Origin of the sequence: uncultured Campylobacter sp. (assembly GCF_938030145.1) — a bacterium.
In the GTDB taxonomy this organism is placed as follows: domain Bacteria; phylum Campylobacterota; class Campylobacteria; order Campylobacterales; family Campylobacteraceae; genus Campylobacter_B.
Genome location: NZ_CALHGM010000034.1, coordinates 81,655 through 101,329, shown reverse-complemented (window position 1 = coordinate 101,329; position 19,675 = coordinate 81,655). Strand labels below are relative to the sequence as shown.

The following is a 19,675-nucleotide window of genomic DNA, read 5'->3' as shown; positions in this document are numbered from 1 at the left end:
TTTAGGCAATTTTAGGCAATTTTAGGCAATTTTAGGCAATTTTAGGCAATTTTAGGCGAGGCGCGGGTGATTAAAATGCAGGTGATTTACTTATTGCAGCTGTGTAGTTTGGCAATATCTTTAAAATTTTAATTTATGAAAACAGCGATAAAATTTTATCGCCTCTTAGCATTTAAGTTAAGGCACAGAATTCGCATCGCTGCGTTTAAAGCCAAATTTAAAAGCCGCTCGGTCGCCGCCGCACAAGGCTAGAATTTTATCAAGCTTTGAGCCTCCTCCTTTTGTCTTATTCTTTTATCTATTATGTTATTTAATCTTGATATTTTGCCGTGCTTGCTTGCGGGTGACATTGAGCGAGAGAGAATTTAATCTTGCTTTTTCATTTCGCGTAGTTAGCGGAGGAGCTTTGGCGAAGCGTGCCAATCTGAGATTTTAAATTAGTAGCGTTCATAAATTCCACATTTTAAAATTTCAGTGCTTTTATCTTGCAAATGCCGCTTTTAAGTGAAATTTGCTTCGGGTTTTCTTGTTATATAAAGCAGTGAACTTCAAATAAAATGGCAAAATTTTAAAATCTACACGTTTAAACATCACAAGCAATGAGAATTTAAAATTTTGTCTTTCGGAGATTAAGCACGAAGCATGTTAGAAAAAATTTTGTAGGTCAAATTTCATTTTAAGCGATTGCAGATTTAAAGCTTGTATGCAAATACTTTTAAAGCCTGCTCTAGTTAGAATTTATCACTAAACTAGACAGGCTTAGCCTTGGGATTACACTGCGTCAATTTTAAAATTTTGTGCGAGTTGCGCCTAAAATTTTTAAAATTCAATTCTACCTGCTAGAACTCTTAAATTTCATAGCTTAGAATTTTGATGGAGAATTTTGCCGCAACGCTATTTCTTGGGATGCGATAAAACTACGCGGCATGCAAAAGCCGCGTAGAATATTGAGCTAGGCTCGCTGCTGCAAGCCTAGCGAATGTCGTAAGCTAAAAAGGCGCTACTGCAAAGCGTAAAATTTTATTTCAAAGCCTTAAAAAGCTCCACGCCGTCAAGCTGCTCCCACGGATATTCGTCGTTTCCGACCTGTCCGCGCGCGGCGACGTCGGCGTAGAGAAAGCTTCCTTTGCCTGGGCGATCAAGACCGAATTTATCGATAATCCAGCGCGGCGTGAGCGGAAATTTTTCAAGCACGAAAGCGGATAGCTCATCGTCGCTCGCCGCGCCTAAATTTGTCCCCATACAATCGACGCTGACGCTGACGGGCTTTGCGACGCCGATTGCGTAACTGAGCTGGACGATGCATTTTTTCGCAAGCCCTGCCGCGACGATATTTTTGGCGATATAGCGCGCCGCATAAAGCCCGCTGCGATCGACCTTGGTGTAGTCTTTGCTGCTTTGAGCGCCGCCGCCGATCGGGCTGTAGCCGCCGAAGCTATCTACGATCAGTTTGCGCCCCGTTAGGCCGCTATCGTGAAGCGAGCTGTGATTTACGTAGCGGCCGGTCGGGTTGATGTAGATGATCGTTTTGCTTTTGTCGTAAAGCTCCTTCGGAAGCCCTGCAGAATCGATTAAATTTCCGATCAGATCTCGGACGCGCTCGATACTCATACTCTCGACGCATGGCGCGGAAACCACGATCGTATGGATACTTTGCGGCTTGCACTCCTCAAAATTGCTCTTCGTGCCGTAATCGACGCTAACCTGCGTTTTAATATCGACGCCAAGCTCGTTGGGATGGGATTTTGCGTAGGCATAAACGTGATCGCAAAGAAGCCTCGCGTAGGTAATCGCCGCCGGCATAAAATTTTTCGTCTCGCAGCTTGCGAAGCCGAACATTATGCCCTGATCCCCCGCTCCGATCTCACCACCCTCTTGATCGACGCCTTGGTTGATGTCGGGGCTTTGCTGGTTTAAAAATACGTCCACTTGCAAATCCTGCGGATGCAGGCACTGCGCGCGCGTGAAATGAGGGTTGTCGTTGTAGCCGATCTCGCTAAGCGCGCCCTTTACGATGTGGCGGTAATCGTCGTGGGTAAAATCGATCTTAGCGTTTACTTCGCCGCCGATTACTACGTGTTTGCCCGCGATGAAAACCTCCGCTGCTACGCGTCCGTTTGGATCTTGTTTTAAAATTTCATCCACGATGCTGTCTGCGATGATATCGGCGCATTTATCGGGATGTCCGGGGCTTACTACCTCGCTTGTGAAAAGATACATATCTGCTCCTGATTAAAATTTCGGGGTATTTTATCTAACGAGGTTTTAAGATTGACTAAAAATTACGAAATTTCGCCCAAATTTAAATGTGCTTAAATAAAATTTCGATATATTTCAAACGACGTTTTGATTGAAAGGTAAAAAATGAGTTCGATTCAAAAATTAGTAGCCAGCTACAAAGATAAAAATCTAGTTCTGCGCATAGTTACAGGTTTGATAATAGGAGCTATTTTGGGCTTTGCCGCACGTTCAGCGGCAGGTGATATTGCGGCAGAGCACAATTCGTTTTTAATAAACGTAGTAGCTTTTGGGGAAATTTTAGGAAATTTATTCGTAGGTGCCCTTAAGGCGGTAGCTCCGATTTTAGTTTTTATCTTGATTTTAAGCTCGATCGTAAATAAACAATACGGTAGCGCAAGCGGCTTAAAACGCGTGGTTGTTCTATATATCGTAGGCACCTTTTTAGCCTCGTGCGTGGGGGTAGCAGCCAGCTTTTTATTTCCGACGCAGCTTGCTCTAAGCAATGTCGGCGCGGCAGAAAATGCGGTCCCTGCGAGCGTTTGGATCGTGCTAAAAGATCTGCTTTTTAAGGTTGTAGATAATCCGCTAAACGCTATCGCACACGGAAACTACGTAGGAATTTTAACCTGGGCGATAGGTCTTGGCGTCGCGCTTAAATTTTGTACCAACGAAACGAAAAAAATTTTTACCGATCTGAGCGAAGCGGTAACCAAAATCGTGCAATTCGTAATCCAGCTCGCGCCGTTTGGAATTTTCGGCCTAGTAGCTTCTACCGTGTATCAAACCGGCGTCGATGCGCTGCTTGGATATGCGCGAATCGTAGTCGTGCTCGTAGGCGCGATGGCGTTCGTAGCCCTCGTGGTAAATCCGCTCATCGTTTTTGCGGTGATTAAGAAAAATCCGTATCCGCTCGTATTTACCTGCCTGCGCGAAAGCGGCCTCACAGCGTTTTTTACCCGCAGCTCGGCGGCAAATATCCCGGTAAATTTAAATTTATGCAAAAAGCTCGGTATCAGCGACGAGCTAAGCTCGATCTCGATCCCTTTGGGAGCTACGATAAATATGGCGGGCGCTGCGGTGGTAATCGCGATCTTGGCGCTTGCTGCGGCTCATACGCTCGGCGTGCGCCCCGATTTTTGGACGGCGCTACTGCTTTGCGTGGTCTCGGCGGTCGGTGCGTGCGGTGCTAGCGGCGTGCCAGGCGGCTCATTGATGCTGATACCGCTTGCGTGTTCGCTCTTTAATATCTCAAACGACATCGCAATGCAGGTGGTCGCGATCGGCTTTATCATCGGCGTGATCCAAGACTCGGTAGAAACCGCGATCAATAGCTCCACCGACGTGATTTTTACGGCGATCGCGTCGCAAAGTATGCAAAAATAACTAACCTTAAAATTTTACCGCGAATTCCGCTTAGATGGCGGATTTGCGGTTTTTAAAATTTTACTTATTCTTTTTTGATAAAATTATCCAAAAATTTTAAAAGGAAATCGATGAATTGGAATTTAGGCGAGCTGTTTGCAAACGAGGCGGAATTTAGCGGCGCGATAGATAGCGCGGCTGCGCAGGCTAGGGATTTTGAGCTTAAATTTAAAGATAAGCTGCACACTCTTAGCGCGGAGGAGTTTTTAGGCGCGCTTGAGCTTTATGAGGGCATCAGCGAGCAGATCGGCAAGATAATGAGCTTTGCGCATCTTAGTTTCGCGCAAGATACGAGCCTTGGGGCGCAGCAGGCTAAGACGGAGCAGGCTTGCAACGATATTTCGCAGAGCCTGCTTTTTTTTGAGCTCGAGTTTAACGAGCTGGACGCCGCAAAACAGGACAAGTTTATCGCAGGGGGCGGGAGATTTCGATACTATTTGAGCCTGCTTAAGCAGCGCAAGGCTCACCAGCTAAGCTTGCCGCAAGAAAGCGTGCTTTTAAAAACTTCACCCGTAAGCGGCGAGGCGTTTTCGCGACTTTTTGACGAGAGCATGGCGCGGATGAGCTTTGATTTTCGCGGGCAAAAGCTTGGCGAGGAGGAAATTTTAAGCTTGCTTCATAGCTCCGATCGCGAGGTGCGAAAGGACGCCGCAGCCTCGCTAAGCGCGGTGCTAGAGCAAAATTCTCACCTGCTTGGCTACATCTACAATATGATCAAAACCGATCTTAAAATTCGCTGCGAGCTGCGCAGTTACGATAAAGCCGAGGCGGTGATGCACGAGGAAAATCAGATAAACATCGCAAGCGTCGATGCGCTGATCGCAGAGACGGAGCGAAGCTTCGCTCTAGTCGGCAAATTTTACGCCAAAAAGCGCGAAATTTTAGGCTACGACGCGCTGTATGATTACGATAGATACGCGCCGCTCGGCGGCGATGAGAGCGAGTTTAGCTTCGAGCAGGCTAAGCAGATCGTGCTAGCGGCGTTTGAAAAATTTAGTCCGAAATTTAAGCAGATCGCGCTGATCGCGTTTGAGCGAAACTGGATCGACGCGATGCCCGCGCAAAATAAGCAAAGCGGCGCGTTTTCGCATTCGGGTTCGCGCGATACGCATCCCTTCGTGCTTTTAAATTTTACCCGCAAGCGCCGCGACGTATTTACCCTCGCGCACGAGCTGGGGCATGCGATACATCAGTATCTAAGCTACGGCGTGGGCTATTTTAACTCCTTCACGCCGCTTACGACTGCAGAAACCGCGTCGGTTTTCTGCGAGATGCTGGTGTTTGATTATATGCGCGAAAATTTTTCAAATTTAAACGGCTTGCAAAATTTTAAATGCAGCACTTCGCAAGAGGCTCAGGGCGGTGAAATTCCAAACGAGCGCGCCGTAAAACATGCCGCCTCGCAAGACTCTGCGGGTCCGAGCGAGCTTGCAGCAAGCGATACGGATACGCCCTCGCAGACCGCAAGCGACAAGGCCGCGCTAAGAGCGATGCTTGCGGCAAAGATCGAAGATATCTTCGCTACGCTTTACCGCCAGATCGGATTTACGACCTTTGAGCGGCGCGTGCACGCTAGCGCGGATGAGCTAAGCGTAGACCGTATTGATGAGCTTTGGATGGAGGAGTCGCGCAAGATGTTTGCGGGCGAGTTGATCTTACAGGATCATTACAAAAGTTGGTGGAGCTACATCCCGCACTTCGTTCACACGCCGTTTTACTGCTACTCCTACGCCTACGCGCAGCTTTTGGTGCTCGCGCTTTACGGGCTGTATAAGAGCGGCAGGCTCGAAAATTTCGTTCAAATTTACACCGAGTTTTTAAGCTCGGGCGGCAGCGACGAGCCGCAAAAGCTAGTGGCGAAATTCGGGTTTGACATCAATAAAAGTGAGTTTTGGCGCATCGGCATAGAGCAGGTCGCGGCGCTTGTAGATGAGTTTGTGAGGGGTTAGGATGATAGATAAAATTTTAAAAGACGATAAATTTATCGCTGCGAGCAGTGCGAATATAGGCGCGGTTTTGGACTACGTTTTGGCTCTTGGATATGGATTTGGCATCGTTGCGAGGACGGATCAGATAAAATTTGACCCGCCGCTGCCGGAGGAAATTTTAAAAAGCTTCAAAATGCCCGCGATCTTTTTGCAGCTAGAGGAATACACGCTTTCTAGCGCGCATCTTAGCAAGGATGAGCTGGTTTTCGAGGCGGGATTTGGGCCGCAGGATTTTGCAAGCACGCTTAGCGTGCCGTTTTACGCGGTCTTGCAGATCGTCGTGGACGGCAAGCCCATCGCGGTAAATTTTTCTCGTCCCGAATCCGAGTGGCTTAAGCGCGAAAAATCGCGTAAAATTTTTTCAAAATGAGCGATATTTTAGAAGGTCTTAATCCCGCTCAGCGCGAGGCTGTGAGCCACGTGGACGGAGCGATGTTAATCTTAGCGGGTGCGGGCAGCGGCAAAACCAAAACGATCACCGCGCGCCTTGCCTATCTGCTATCAAACGGCGTGCCTGCGGAAAATACTCTCACGCTTACGTTTACGAACAAAGCCGCCGCCGAGATGCGCTCGCGAGCGCTTAATCTGATAAGCGGGCTAAATTTAAGCAGCGTGCCGCTTTTGTGCACCTTTCATAAATTTGGGCTTTTGTTTTTGAAATTTCATATTAGTGAGCTTGGGCGTAGCGCAAACTTCCAAGTAATCGATACTGACGATAAGAAAAAGATCATCAAGGGCTTTGAGATAAATTTGCCCACGTCGCTATTGGCGGCTAAAATTTCAACTTACAAAAATTCTCTGATCGGCCCCAAAGATATCGACGAGCTTCTAAAGGGCGAAGAGGACGAGCTAAGCAGGATGTATAGCGGATTTTACGCGCATTGCGCTGATGCATACAAGCGCTACGAGGCGTATTTGGCGGCGAATAATCTGGTGGATTTCGATGATCTGCTGATATTGCCTTATAAAATTTTAAGCGCCAATGAGCGGCTATGCGATGAAATTTCGCGCCGTTACGCCTATATCACGGTGGATGAGTATCAGGACACCAACGACATTCAATTCAAGCTGCTGCAAAAGCTCTGTACCACGCATGAAAACCTCGCGGTGGTGGGCGATGATGATCAGAGTATCTACGGCTGGCGCGGCGCACGGATAGAAAATATCTTAAATTTTAAAGATCAGTTCTCAAACGTGAAATTTATCAAACTCGAGCAGAACTACCGCTCCACGGATGAAATTTTAAATGCTGCCAACGAGCTCATCTCGCATAACAAAAACCGCCTCGGCAAGAGCCTTACTAGCATGAACGGCGGGGGCGAAAAGATCGAAATTTTGCGTTCAGACGAGGAGGGCATCGAGGCGGCAAAGATCGCAGAAGCCATAAAAAAGCTGCTTTCAAGCGGCGTAGCGCCCTCTCAAATCGCCGTGCTTTACCGCGTAAACGCTCTTTCGCGTGCGCTGGAAGAGGGGCTGAATCGCGCTAAAATCCCGTACAAAATGGTAGGCGGCGTGAAATTTTACGAGCGCGCCGAGATCAAGGATACGATCGCCTATCTACGCTTGGTAAACGACGAGCACGACGATTTTTCGATGAGGCGGATCATAAACGTTCCCAAGCGCGGCATCGGCAAGGTCTCGCTGGCAAAGCTCGAGGAGCTTTCGCGCCTGCGACTTATCAGTCTATTCGACGCTTTTAGTGAGCCTGATGCGGGGCTTAGCGCCAAGGCGGCGCAGGCTCTAGCGGAGCTTAAAAGCGGTATCGCTTCTATCTCCGCGCTAGCCGATACGATCAAAAAAATAGACGCGTTGGAGCCTGCTTTCGGGCTAAAGGCTTACTACGCCTCGCTTCCGGACGGCGCTGATCGGGTAGCGAACATCGACGAGTTTTTGGCTATGCTAAAGGATGAGGCGAGCAATAAGCCCGATTTTGATCTGGCGGAATTTTTAAACGAGCTGAGCCTTCTTAGCGATCAAGACGCCATCATGGGCGATGCGATAAACATAATGAGCGTGCATGCTAGTAAGGGGCTTGAGTTCGAGCATCTTTTTGTAATCGGGCTAGAGGAGGGGTTTTTCCCGCTTTTGGGCGACAGCAATGACATCGAGGAGGAGCGCAGACTCGCATACGTGGCGATTACGCGCGCCAAGCGCACGCTTACGCTTAGCTTTGCCGCTAGCCGCTTTTATCGCGGCAAGCGCGAGAGGCTGGATGCTAGCAGATTTATAGCCGAGGCGGGTTTGGTGGCTAAAGAGCCGCCGCGCGAGCAAAGCAGCGGCTTTAGTAAGGGCGAGCTGATCAAACACAAGCTATTTGGGATCGGACAGATCACGGCGGTAAACGGCGACCGACTCACTATAAATTTCGGCGGAATTTCGCGCGTGATAATGTCGAATTTCGTAGAAAAGATCGGCTCTTATGAATAGATTGTTTTTGGCGGACAAGCCCGCGGGCATCGGCAGCAATAAATTTTTAAGCGCTTTAAAGCGCAAATACGGCGTGAAAAAGGCGGGCTTTAGCGGCACGCTCGATCCCTTCGCAAGCGGCGCGCTGATCGTCGCGTTTGGGCAATACGCGCGCTTTTTTAGGTTTTTGAAAAAGGAGCCAAAAGTTTACGCCGCGGCGCTGTGGCTGGGCGCGCAGAGCCCAAGCGGCGATAATGAAAACATAGGGCGCGTGGAGCAAATTCCGCCGCTTTCGCACAAAATTTTAGACGCTGCGATGGCGCAAATGCGCGGCGAGATAAAATTTATCCCGCCCGCTTTCAGCGCCAAGAAAATTGACGGCGTGCGCGCATACAAGCTCGCTCGCGCGGGCGAAGAGGTGAGCTTGAAAGAGAGCTCGATGCGGGTTTTTGATGCCGAAATTTTAAGTTACGCTCATCCTTTCGTAAGCTTTCGCGTAGCACTCAGCGAGGGCGGATACGTGCGCTCTTTCGCGCAAATTTTAGCAGAAAAGCTAGGCGTTTGTGGCACGCTAAGCGCGCTTAGGCGAGAAAGCGAGGGGTTTTTTGATTTGAAAGATCCGCGCTTTGCGGACGAGGCGGCGCTAAATCCGCTCGAGTTTTTGGATCTTCAGCCGAATTTTTACGACGGCGACGCGCGCGACGTGATCCTGGGCAAGAAGCTCGCCGCAAAGGATCTGGCGAGCTGCGCGGACGGGCGCTATCTGCTTATCTGCGGCGATTTTTACTCGATCATCGAGATTGGCGCGGGCGAGGTGAGGTATCTGTGGAATGACGTCCCGATCGCGGGCGGTGCGTTTTAATCAGCGCCTCTAGCTTGCGGCGGAATTTTGATCGGGCGGCCCTGGCTTGAAATTTGAGCGGTTATAAATACGGCGCGTTTTAAATTTGCTCGCATAGCGCGCCGCCATGTGCGGCTAAATTTTATCACGAGCGGTGGCGGGATTGCGCTCTTTCGTTGCGCACGGATCGTAAATCGGCCTTAAGCGGTATAAATTTCAACGCACGGCGGACGGCAGCCGCTCGCAAAAAAGGAATAAAATTTCGAAACCCAAATTTAAATGCGGCGGAGCGGCGTTTAAATTTACTTGTGCCGCGCGATGGCGACGCGCCGCGAGATTAAAATTTGACGATTTAAAAAGCGCGCAGGTTAGAGCTTAGTGCTGCGGCAAGCAGTCTTTGCTGAATGAAATTCCAGCTCGCGGTAATGCGTAGTTTGCGCCGATGGGTTTGATTTTGCAGCAGGCGACATACCGCTAAACTAAATTTATGACCTAGTGCGGCGTGCAGCGGTGCGGCTAGAATTTTGCCGGCTTGGAATTTTAATCGCTGAGATAGATTTGCGCCGCGGGTTGAAATTTAGCCGCATGCGTCGCAGATTTAAATTTCCGCGCTTTATAAAATTTACGTATCGGGCGCTGCGATCGTGGGTTAAATTCCGCGGCGCGCACTTCACGGCACGCAGTTTTAAATTTTGATTGCACTGGATAGGGCTTGCCGCAGGCTGAAATTTAACTCGCGCACGGATCGGAATTTTAATCGCGCCGGATGAGCTTGCGGCGGGCTAAATTTAACGCAAGCGCGCCTAGGCGCAGAAGGAGTAAAATTTTGAAAGCTTATGCAAAGATCAATGTTTTTTTAAAAGTCGTCGGCACACGCGGCGGTTACCACGAGATCGCCTCGCGCTTCGTGCTGCGCAGGGAGCTGTTTGATGAGATAAGCTTTGAGCGCGCGAGCGGCTTTGCGCTTGAATGCGACGCCGCGCAGATCGCGGACAATATAATTTTAAAAGCCAAGGCGGCGCTTGAGCAGGCGGGCTTTGCGCGCGAGCTTGCGGAGTTTTTCGGCTTGCACAAGATCGTGCTTAAAAAACGTATTCCGATCGGCGCGGGTCTTGGTGGCGGTAGTAGCGACGCGGCGGCGTTTTTACGGCTTGCGAACGAGGAATTAAGCTTAAAAATTTCACGCGAGCGGCTTATAGCGATCGCGCAAAATATCGGCGCGGACGTCGCGTTTTTTGTTAGCGGGCTTGAGGCCGCGAACGTGCGCGGCATCGGCGAGATCATCGAGCCTTTCGAGGACCGGCTGCCTGCGATCGAAATTTTAACGCCAGCGATCTTTTGCTCTACCGGCGCGGTTTATAACGAGTTTCGCGCAAGCTTTATGCAAAATATAAATGCCGCGCAGGCGCAAGAGATGTTGCGTTTAAGCAGCGAGCAGCTGCTGGCGCGATACGGCGGCTTTCAGCTAAACGATCTTTTCGCACCGTGCATAAAGCTATATCCGCAGATGGATAGGTACCGCGATATGTTTCTAAGCGGCAGCGGCAGCAGCGTGTTTTTCTTAAAATAAGAATTCCAAGGTGCGCGGTTAAAATTTAAAAGCTAAATTTAAAGATAAAATTTAAAATTTCGCTCGCCCGCTTTTAAATTTAAGCAAAAACGGGCTAAGCTTAGGACCAAATTTAGAAGGAAAAAGATGAAAGAACTGAGTAAAAATCGCAAGGCATTTCACGATTTTACGATACTTGAAAGCTTTGAAGCGGGCATCGTGCTAAAGGGAAGCGAGGTCAAAGCTCTGCGCGCGGGCAGGGGCAATCTCAAAGATAGCTTTTGTCGCGTGATCCGCGGCGAGCTGTTTTTGCTAAACGCCCATATCAGCTATCTTGAAAGCACCAACGCGCATTTTCGTCCAGACGAGGGGGCGGCGCGAAAGCTTTTGATGCACCGAAAGCAGATCGATAAACTGCTTGGCGCGGTTAGCAAAGAGGGCCTTACCATCGTGGTTTTGTCGCTGTATCTGAATGATAAAAACCGCGTAAAGGCACGTATCGCTTTAGCAAAAGGCAAAAATCTGCACGACAAGCGCGAATCGCTAAAGCGCAAGGAAGCCGACCGCGAAGCGCAAAGTGCGATGAAGCGATACGACAAGCATTCATTTTAAATTCACAAAACTTTGGTTAAAATGCGGGCTTAAATTTAAACCCGAAGGAAATGCAATGAAGAAATTTTTACTATCATGTTTGGCGATTTTTGTTTTAAGCGGCTGCGGAGATGATTCGCAGAAAAAGACGGGCCCTGCCGGCGAGAATCCTACCGCGAGCGAGAGTCAGATGGCAAAAAATTCCGCGCAAGATAAAAATGGCGAGCGTATTGGTGGAGAAAGCGGCGAGGAGGTAGCTTTTACGCCGTTTAAAACGGGAGAGCGCCTTACGCTTAAAAGCGTCGTAGGCGGCGAGGTAACGATCGAGCGCACAGAAAAGGGCTTTAAGCTCGCGGACAGCGATAAAATTTTAATGTTTGATATTTTTGGTACGTACTGCCAGCCGTGCCGCATCGAAGCGCCGCATCTGATGGACTTTCAGCTAAAAAATTCAGCGGATTTTCTGATGGTCGGGCTAATCTATTTTGAGGATATTACGGACGCGCAAGTGATCGAAAATTTTACGAAAAAGTTTAATGCGTATTATTTCATCTCCAATTCAAAACAGAACGAGCGCATAGTGGGTCAAATTTTAAGCGACATCGGTTATCGTCACGCGCTTTCGATCCCTTTTAAGGTAGTACTTAAAGATGGAAAATATCAAAGGCTCACCGACATTAATGAAGGCGATGAGCGGGGCAAGCCGTATTACTTAGGCATGGTCGATACCGATGTGATAAAAAGCGATATCGCCAGGATAAAAAATGGCAACTAAAACCGGCGTGCAGATTCGCACTCGCGCCAAAACAAAATCTTTCGTGCCTCGTCCGTATAAAGTGATTTTACTCAACGACGACGTGACGACGATGGATTTCGTGGTTTATATTTTGATGGAGATTTTTGCCAAAAACTTTAACGACGCCGTAGATTTAATGATGAAAGTTCATAGGCAGGGTCGCGCGGTTTGCGGCGCGTATCCTAAAGAGATAGCCGAGTGCAAGCAACAAGCGGTTTTACAAGCGGCAAAGGCCGCAGGATTCCCTCTTAGATGTGAGATCGAAGAGGATTAAATTTAAAGGAAAGCAATGATAGGATTTTTTTTAAACAAACATTTTGAACAAGCAATCAGCGTCGCAAACGACGGCGAGGACGAATACATTACTACTTCGCACGTAGTTTATGCGATTTTTAAATACAATAAGCCCTTTCACGGGCTCATCGCCAAAGAAATTCCGGATATTAACTACCTAAATATCTTGGATAATCTGGGCGGGCTTTTGGATATGATGCCTAAATCAAGTGGCAAGGCTCCAGCGCAGACGATAGAATTTAAGCAGTTCTATACTGAATTAAATAACGCTAAAGAGCCTAAAAATGAGCTTGATTTTATGCTTAAAATTTTAAATGATAAGGAAAACGACTGCACTAAAATTTTAAATCACTACGGTATCAATGCCGCGATTTTTGAGCTCATTGTGCGAAAGTACAAATCTGCTTTCGATCACCGCGACGAGGTCGTTTCTCGCGACGAAGCCGCAGCGATTAAGCTAAACTCATACGATATCGATGATATCACGCATGCGATGAATTACGACGAAAGTCGCAGGCAGTGGCAGAATACGGAATTTGAGCCTGCGTTTGAGGGCGAAAAGGACGCCATAAACGAGCGCGATATTAAAAAGGACTCGCCTAGCTCACTTTATACGGCAAACCTCAATAAAATCGCGCTTGAGGGCAAGATCGATCCACTCATCGGACGCGAAAAAGAGATCGAAAAGACGCTGCAAACCCTCTGTCGCCGCAAGAAAAACAATCCTATCTTAGTGGGCGAAGCAGGAGTTGGTAAAACCGCGATCATCGAGGGTATCGCACTAAAAATCGTCCGCGGCGAAGTGCCAGAAAAGCTAAAAAACAAGGTGATTTACGCCCTTGATGCTGGCGCGCTGATCGCAGGCACTACGCTGCGCGGGGAGTTTGAGGAGAGGCTAAAGGATCTCATAGACGAGTTTAGCGCCAATCAAAACGCGATTTTATTTATCGATGAAATTCACACGATCGTTGGCGCAGGCACGGGCAATCGCAACGAACTTGATATGTCAAATATCCTAAAACCTTCGCTTGCAAGCGGCGAGCTATCGGTCATCGGCGCTACTACATACGGCGAATACCGCTCGTTTTCGCAGGATAAAGCACTTAGCCGCAGGTTTTGTAAGATCGATGTGAGCGAGCCTAGCATTGACGATAGCGTCGAAATTTTAAAAGGCGTAGCCAAAAAATATGAGGAATTTCACGGCGTAAAATTTAGCGACGAAATTTTGCGTGATAGCGTAACGCTTGCTAAAAAATATCAAAGCGATAAATTCCTTCCCGACAGCGCCATTGATCTCATCGACGAGGTGGGCGCGAGCTTTGCGTTTAAACCGCACGAAGCTCCGCTTGAAATCAGTAAGGATGATTTAGTAAATACACTTTCGATTAGCGCGAATATTGCAAATTTAAGTAGTAGCGTCGATAATAAACAGGTACTAAAAAATCTGGAAGCCAATATCAAGCGTGAAATTTTCGGTCAAGATGAGGCGGTTAGCAGCCTTTGCAAGGCGCTTTTGCGCTCTTACGCCGGGCTTGGAGGCGCAAGCTCCCCAATCGGCGTATTTTTATTTGCAGGTAGCAGCGGTGTGGGCAAAAGTGAGCTAGCCAAGGTTTTAGCCGCGCAGCTTGGAGTGCATTTTGAGCGCTATGATATGAGCGAATATATGGAAGCTCACAGCGTCTCGAGGCTCATCGGAGCACCTCCTGGATACGTGGGCTTTGAAAATGGCGGAATTTTAACGAATAACATTAAAAAGCACCCCTACAGCGTCATTTTATTTGATGAGGTGGAAAAAGCTCATCCTAGCATGACGAATATTTTTTTAGGAATTTTCGATAACGCAAGTCTTACCGATAACAACGGCGTTACGACCGATTTTAAAAATACGATCATAATAATGACGTCGAATTTAGGCACGAAAGAAGCGCCGCAAGTTGGATTTACGAAGGACGAGAGATATAAAGTGGATAGTGCCATAAAAAGCTTTTTTGCGCCGGAATTTCGCAATCGTATCGATAAAATCATAAATTTCAACCGCTTAAGCGGCGAAATTTTAGAAAAGATCGTGGATAAAACTATCGGCGAGCTAGAGTCGCAGCTAAAAAACGTAAAGATTAGCCTAAGCAAGGAAGCAAAAGATTTGATTATCTCGCGCGGCTATTCGGACGAGTTTGGAGCGCGAAATTTAAAGCGCGAGATCAGCTCTCAGATCAGCGATCATATAAGCGGCGAGCTGCTTTTTGGCGCGCTGCAAGAGGGCGGCTTGGTTAGCGTGAGCGTAAAAGATGGCGAGCTAAGCTTTAGCTTTGCTTCTACGCCTTTGCCGCAGATAGAAAAAAAGCAACCCGCACTAGCTCAAAGCAGCGTCGTTAAATAATGGCTCGGTTTTACGATTTTCCAGATCCTATGGATGCGCCCGATTTTGCGCCGCTTGCAAGTGGCGGCGATCTGAGCGAGGATTGTTTGCTTAGCGCTTATAGCGCAGGGATATTTCCGTGGTTTAGCGAGGATGAGCCGATTTTATGGTGGTCGCCCAATCCGCGCGCAGTGCTTGATCCGCGTGAAGTGCGTGTGCAAAAGTCCATCAAGCCCTATCTTAAGCGATATGAAGTGAAATTTGACGCAAATTTTAAGGGCTTCATCGAGCGCTGCAAAGACGTACGAAAAAAAGAGAGCGACGGCACTTGGATCAGCGAGCAGATCGTGCAGGCTTACTCGCGTTTGGCAGCAGACGGCTACGCTCACAGCGTCGAGGTGTACGAGGATGGCGAGCTTGTGGGTGGGTTATACGGGCTAATTTTTGGGCGTGTGTTTTGCGGCGAGAGCATGCTGAGCCTAAAGAGCAACGCTTCGAAAGTCGCGCTGATTAGGCTTTGTGAGGTGCTTGCAAATTTCGGCTTTCTAATCGATTGTCAGATTATGAACGAGCATCTGAAATTTATGGGTGCTAAAGAGATGCCGCGAGCGGAATTTCTCGCTCTATTTGCTGAGCTTAGTGTGCAAGATAGCGGCTTTGAGCGCTTTGCGGATCTTAAAGTTCAGCGCGGAGCGCAGCATTGAGCCAAAGCTTGAAACGCAGTCGCACAAGCAGAGAGTGCGCGGAATTTAGAATTTTAAAGAAATAAGATGTGGCAAAGAGATAAAAGCTCCTCGGTCGGTATGATTATTGTGATGTTTATATTCGTGCCGGCGGCGCTTTTTGTATTTTTGGCGATTTTATATTTTTGGGGCAGCACTGAGCGCAAGCTACCGCGCCTGGATGTCAATGAAACCAACAGCGCGATCCGTGGCGCGATAATCGCAAAAGATAACTACGTCGCGGCAAATTCCGTCAAACTCTATAAAGTTAGCGTCGATGCGCGTAGCATCGATAAAAACAAGCTTGATCTTTTCGTGCGTCTATACTGCATCTACACGGGCGATAGCGAAAAGCGTGTCAAAAGCGCGATCGAGGGCTCTGGCGGCACGACCGTGCTGTCGTATAAGATCGACGCCAAAACCGCCGTGCATCTAAAAGAGCTTGCATATAAGCTAAATTTAAAAAAGGTCTTTGTTAGTTTCATAGGCGCAAACGGCAGACTAAATCCGCCTATCCGCATGAGCGTGAGCGAAAGCGGCGAGAAGCGCAGCTACAATGTCGGTGATTCGCTCACTCCGTTAATCGGCTATATCAATAAAAAAGAGGTTGATGGCATCACCAAGGTTAGCGGAATTAAGGGGATCGAGAAGTACTATGAGTATTATCTAGCGCCGGTTAGAGATGAGTTTATCGTGGGCCCGCGCGATATCGGCGGCAACATCATTCTAGAGCGTAGCAGCAAAAAAACGGGCAGGATCGACGGCTACAATGTCCGCCTAAGCGTGCCGCTAACGCTGCAAAGAAAGATAGAGCGCCTAAGCGATGAGGGCGCGGATAATTACGATGCGCGAGAAATCGTGGTGGGCATTATGAACTCTAAAACGGGCAAAATTTTATCTCTTGCGACCAATGCCCGCTATGATCCATCAAACATCACAAAAAACGATCTTAAGAATTTAAATTTTACCGCGAGCGAATACGCCTACGAAGTGGGCTCGATTATGAAGCCGATAATTTTCGCAATCGCCTATGATGCCAAAGCCGTCAAACCGGGCGAGATCATTAATACCTATAACGGCAGCTATAAGCTTGGTACTCGCACGATCCGCGACACGCACCCGGCTAAGCAGATGAGCGGCGAGGAGATCATCATCCACAGCTCAAACATAGGAATGATTAAAATTTCAGAGCGGTTGGAGGGACAGGCTATTTATGACGGACTTATGAACTTCGGTATGTCGCAAAAAACGGGTATCGATCTGCCGTATGAGCAAAGCGGAAATATCCCAAGCATCAAAAGCCTGAATAATAAAATTTACAAAGCCACGATCAGCTACGGCTACGGCGCGCAGATGACATTCCTTCAGATGCTCAATGCCTATACCGTCTTTAACAACGGCGGCGTCATGATTAGCCCGCGCCTAGTCGAAAATCTCGAAAATAATGGCAAAACTTACACCGTTAACGAAAGCGAAACCCGCCAGGTAATCTCTAAACCTACCGCTGACGTAATAAAAGGAATTTTAATCAAAACGGTTGAGAGCGGCACGGGGCGCAAAGGGCGGGTAGCGGGGCTGCAAATCGGCGGCAAGACGGGCACTGCGCGTATCGCTAAGGGGGGCGGCTATTCGAGCGCCTATAATAGCTCGTTTTTTGGCTTTGCCAACGACGCGGACACCAGCTACACGATCGGCGTTTTGGTGCGCGAGCCTAAAAGGGGCAGCTACTACGCCGCTCAAAATGCGCTGCCGATCTTTAAGCGGGCGGTAGGAATTTTGATAGAGGAGGGCTATCTAAAGCCCGCAGCCGACGCAAACGCCACGCAAAAGGTCGAGATCAAGGATGAAGCGGTTGAAATTAAAGATTAAATTTGCTAAATTTCGCGAGGTTTTTTAAAATTTTGCGGCGACGAAATTTCATGGAATTTAACGCGACTTTTGAAATTTTAAGGCGTTTAAATTTTACGGCGCGGAATTTTGGCGGCATAGAATTTCCGGCGTAAAATTTTAACGGAACGAAGATGGAATTTTATCGTGATGCGGGATTTTGGCACGGTAGTAAAATTTTATCGCGGCTTGAAATTTTGCATGGCGCGGCTCGCTGAGCTAAGGCATTGGAATTTTATCGTGGCTTGGGATTTTGCCGTAGCGCAAAATCCCGCGTCAAGGCAAAATTTTAAATTTGCCATCGCGCAAGCAACATAAGCAAAATGGCGAGCAAGCTTAATTGCTTTAAATTTTTAAGACGCAGCGCTATAAATTCGCGCCGTATGTCTGCACAACTGCGAAATTTGGCGAGTTTGGTTGCGAAATTAACGATGAAATTTAACGCAAAGAAAAGAGGAAAATATGAAAGCAAATGAGGGAAAAATGAAAATAGCGATAATCGGACTTGGCTACGTGGGGCTTCCTTTGGCGGCGGCGTTTGCGGCGAAACACGAGGTCATAGGCTTTGACGTCTCGCAAGAGCGCATAGAGGAGCTGCGCGGCGGGCACGATCGCACGCTGGAGCTTAGCGACGAGGAGCTTGCTGCGGCGATTCAAAACGGGCTTAAATTTAGCGCAAAGCTAGATGATATGAGGCAGAGTAATTTTTATATCGTGTGCGTGCCGACGCCAGTAGATAGGCTAAATCGCCCCGATCTTACGCCGCTAATCAAGGCCAGCGAAAGCGTCGGAGCCGTGCTTAAAAAGGGCGACATCGTCGTGTATGAAAGCACCGTCTATCCGGGCGCTACGGAGGAGGACTGCGTACCGGTGTTGCAGCGCGTAAGCGGGCTTAAATTTAACCGTGATTTTTTCTGCGGATATTCGCCCGAGCGGATAAATCCTGGCGATAAAATTCATACTGTCACGAAGATCAAAAAGATCGTCTCGGCAAGCACTCCCGAGGCTCTAGACGTCGTAGATAGCGTCTATCTTAGCATCCTGCAAAACGGCACCTTTCGCGCTAGCAGCATCAAGGTCGCCGAGGCTGCAAAGGTGATCGAAAACACCCAGCGCGACATCAACATCGGCTTTATCAACGAGCTTGCGATCCTATTCGGCAAGCTCGGTATCAATACCAACGACGTCATTGACGCGGCGGCTACGAAGTGGAATTTCTTAAGCTTTCGTCCGGGGCTCGTGGGCGGACACTGCATCGGCATCGATCCGTATTATCTGGCGCAGAAAGCGACCGAGGTGGGCTATCACCCCGAAATCATCCTCTCAAGCCGCCGTATCAACGATAATATGGGAAGTTACGTCGCTACGGAGGTCGTTAAGATGATGATAAAATACGACGAAAAGGTAAAGGGCGCAAAGGTCTTGATCTTGGGGCTGACGTTTAAAGAAAACTGCCCCGACACCCGCAATACGCGCGTCGTGGATATGATAAACGAGCTTAAAAATTTCGGCTGCGAAGTAAGCGTCTATGATCCTTGGGCGAGCGCCGCCGACGCTAAGAGGTACTACGACATCGATCTGCTGCAAAAGCCCGACTTGCGCAAATTTGACTGTGTCGTAATCGCCGTGGCGCATAAGCAATTTTTCGAGCTTGATTACAGGGGCTCGCTGGTTTACGACGTGAAAAACGTCTATAAAGGCGCACAAGGAAAACTCTGAAATTTAGCCGAGGTTTAAATTTAGACTTCTAAATAGGCGGTTTAGCGGGGATAAGGATGAACGAGGCAAGGCTCGAATAGCTAAAGAAAATTCTAAACGAACGACGTCAAAATTTAGAGCGAGGCTCACAGGAAAATTCTGACGCTCAAAATTCCAATGCCTTAATTTTAATAAAGGAGATATAGATGAGTAGAGGAAGTGTTGATAAAAGGTGTACTTATTACAGGTGGTTTTAAATCGCTACAAGAATATTCTGATTTGCCAAAAGCTACTAAAGGAATACAATGAAAAACCCGCTTTACTACGTAGATTATTGGTATGATTTGATTAAATTCGGCTTTGATCGGAAGCATACTTTTATAACGCTAATCGTTGTTTGCGTTTCATTTATCGCACCGATACTTCTCTTGTACTCCTACTCTATCGTACCAAGTACTCAAAGCATAAGAGATCCATTCGTATTTTCCGGTACTATAAAAGAACTTAAAAGGCACAAAGGACATTATCGTACGAAAGCCAATTGTGTAGTGTCAATCCAAAATAATAATAAAATCATCACTAGACGCTTTGTAGATGTAAAAATTTCAGAAGGAACATATATTTGTGATATATTTTTTAAAGAATATGTATTTAATCGATGTATAATCATAAATATGTCTGATTTTGTATTGAATAAGCTGAGCCGCTGCGATGATGGTTTGGTTTTATTTAAAGATACGACAAACATGAGCTATCTCTACAAAGGAAGAAAAACTAGCGTTATAGCTGGTATAATTTTAGTTTTAATAGCTTTTATATTTACTTTCAAGCTTCATATAGAATATAAAAAATCCAAACTAAAAGATTAAATTTTAATCTCTAAA

Annotated in this window: 15 protein-coding genes; 14 read left to right on the top strand and 1 reads right to left on the bottom strand. The window is 47.7% G+C overall.

Annotated elements, in window-relative coordinates; translation table 11 throughout:
* Positions 1 to 1,020: 1,020 nt before the first annotated feature.
* Positions 1,021 to 2,220: a methionine adenosyltransferase gene (gene metK, locus Q0323_RS08005; RefSeq protein ID WP_298053338.1), complete on the bottom strand. Its 1,200-nt coding sequence runs from the start codon at positions 2,218 to 2,220 to the stop codon at positions 1,021 to 1,023.
* Between the two features lie 144 nt (positions 2,221 to 2,364).
* Between metK and sstT the strand changes: the two genes are divergently transcribed.
* The 14 genes from sstT (at position 2,365) to Q0323_RS07935 (ending at position 19,660) form a co-directional block, all read left to right on the top strand.
* Positions 2,365 to 3,624 (top strand): serine/threonine transporter SstT, encoded by a 1,260-nt coding sequence (gene sstT / locus Q0323_RS08000; protein WP_298053335.1) that lies wholly within the window; start codon positions 2,365 to 2,367, stop codon positions 3,622 to 3,624.
* 110 nt (positions 3,625 to 3,734) lie between these two features.
* Positions 3,735 to 5,612, top strand: a complete 1,878-nt coding sequence (locus tag Q0323_RS07995; RefSeq protein WP_298053332.1) for a M3 family oligoendopeptidase — start codon at positions 3,735 to 3,737, stop codon at positions 5,610 to 5,612.
* Between the two features lies 1 nt (position 5,613).
* Positions 5,614 to 6,021: a hypothetical protein gene (locus Q0323_RS07990; protein WP_297960736.1), complete on the top strand. Its 408-nt coding sequence runs from the start codon at positions 5,614 to 5,616 to the stop codon at positions 6,019 to 6,021.
* Entirely contained in the window at positions 6,018 to 8,078 is a 2,061-nt protein-coding gene (locus Q0323_RS07985; RefSeq protein ID WP_298053328.1) for an ATP-dependent helicase, read from the top strand. The genes Q0323_RS07990 and Q0323_RS07985 overlap by 4 nt, the downstream gene beginning before the upstream one ends.
* Positions 8,071 to 8,919, top strand: a complete 849-nt coding sequence (gene truB / locus Q0323_RS07980; RefSeq protein ID WP_298053325.1) for a tRNA pseudouridine(55) synthase TruB — start codon at positions 8,071 to 8,073, stop codon at positions 8,917 to 8,919. The genes Q0323_RS07985 and truB overlap by 8 nt, the downstream gene beginning before the upstream one ends.
* 805 nt (positions 8,920 to 9,724) lie before the next feature.
* Entirely contained in the window at positions 9,725 to 10,468 is a 744-nt protein-coding gene (locus tag Q0323_RS07975) for a 4-(cytidine 5'-diphospho)-2-C-methyl-D-erythritol kinase (protein ID WP_298053322.1), read from the top strand.
* 126 nt (positions 10,469 to 10,594) lie between these two features.
* A complete protein-coding gene (gene smpB, locus Q0323_RS07970) occupies positions 10,595 to 11,059 on the top strand; it encodes an SsrA-binding protein SmpB (RefSeq protein WP_005871759.1) in 465 nt (154 codons plus the stop codon).
* Positions 11,060 to 11,114: 55 nt separating this feature from the next.
* A complete protein-coding gene (locus Q0323_RS07965) occupies positions 11,115 to 11,813 on the top strand; it encodes a TlpA family protein disulfide reductase (protein WP_298053319.1) in 699 nt (232 codons plus the stop codon).
* A complete protein-coding gene (locus Q0323_RS07960) occupies positions 11,803 to 12,108 on the top strand; it encodes an ATP-dependent Clp protease adaptor ClpS (RefSeq protein ID WP_297964302.1) in 306 nt (101 codons plus the stop codon). Before Q0323_RS07965 ends, Q0323_RS07960 begins: the two co-directional genes overlap by 11 nt.
* 15 nt (positions 12,109 to 12,123) lie before the next feature.
* Complete coding sequence (locus Q0323_RS07955; protein ID WP_298053316.1) at positions 12,124 to 14,505, top strand: AAA family ATPase; 2,382 nt, start codon at positions 12,124 to 12,126, stop codon at positions 14,503 to 14,505.
* Positions 14,505 to 15,188 carry a leucyl/phenylalanyl-tRNA--protein transferase gene (aat, locus tag Q0323_RS07950; RefSeq protein ID WP_298053314.1) on the top strand — a complete coding sequence of 228 codons (684 nt, stop codon included), beginning with the start codon at positions 14,505 to 14,507 and terminating at the stop codon, positions 15,186 to 15,188. Before Q0323_RS07955 ends, aat begins: the two co-directional genes overlap by 1 nt.
* 66 nt (positions 15,189 to 15,254) lie before the next feature.
* On the top strand, positions 15,255 to 17,075 hold the full coding sequence (locus tag Q0323_RS07945; RefSeq protein ID WP_297962444.1) for a penicillin-binding protein 2: 1,821 nt from the start codon (positions 15,255 to 15,257) through the stop codon (positions 17,073 to 17,075).
* Between the two features lie 501 nt (positions 17,076 to 17,576).
* Positions 17,577 to 18,812, top strand: coding sequence for a nucleotide sugar dehydrogenase (locus Q0323_RS07940; RefSeq protein ID WP_298053312.1), 1,236 nt, complete (start codon positions 17,577 to 17,579; stop codon positions 18,810 to 18,812).
* A gap of 284 nt (positions 18,813 to 19,096) precedes the next feature.
* Positions 19,097 to 19,660, top strand: coding sequence for a hypothetical protein (locus Q0323_RS07935; protein ID WP_291936655.1), 564 nt, complete (start codon positions 19,097 to 19,099; stop codon positions 19,658 to 19,660).
* Positions 19,661 to 19,675: the final 15 nt, after the last annotated feature.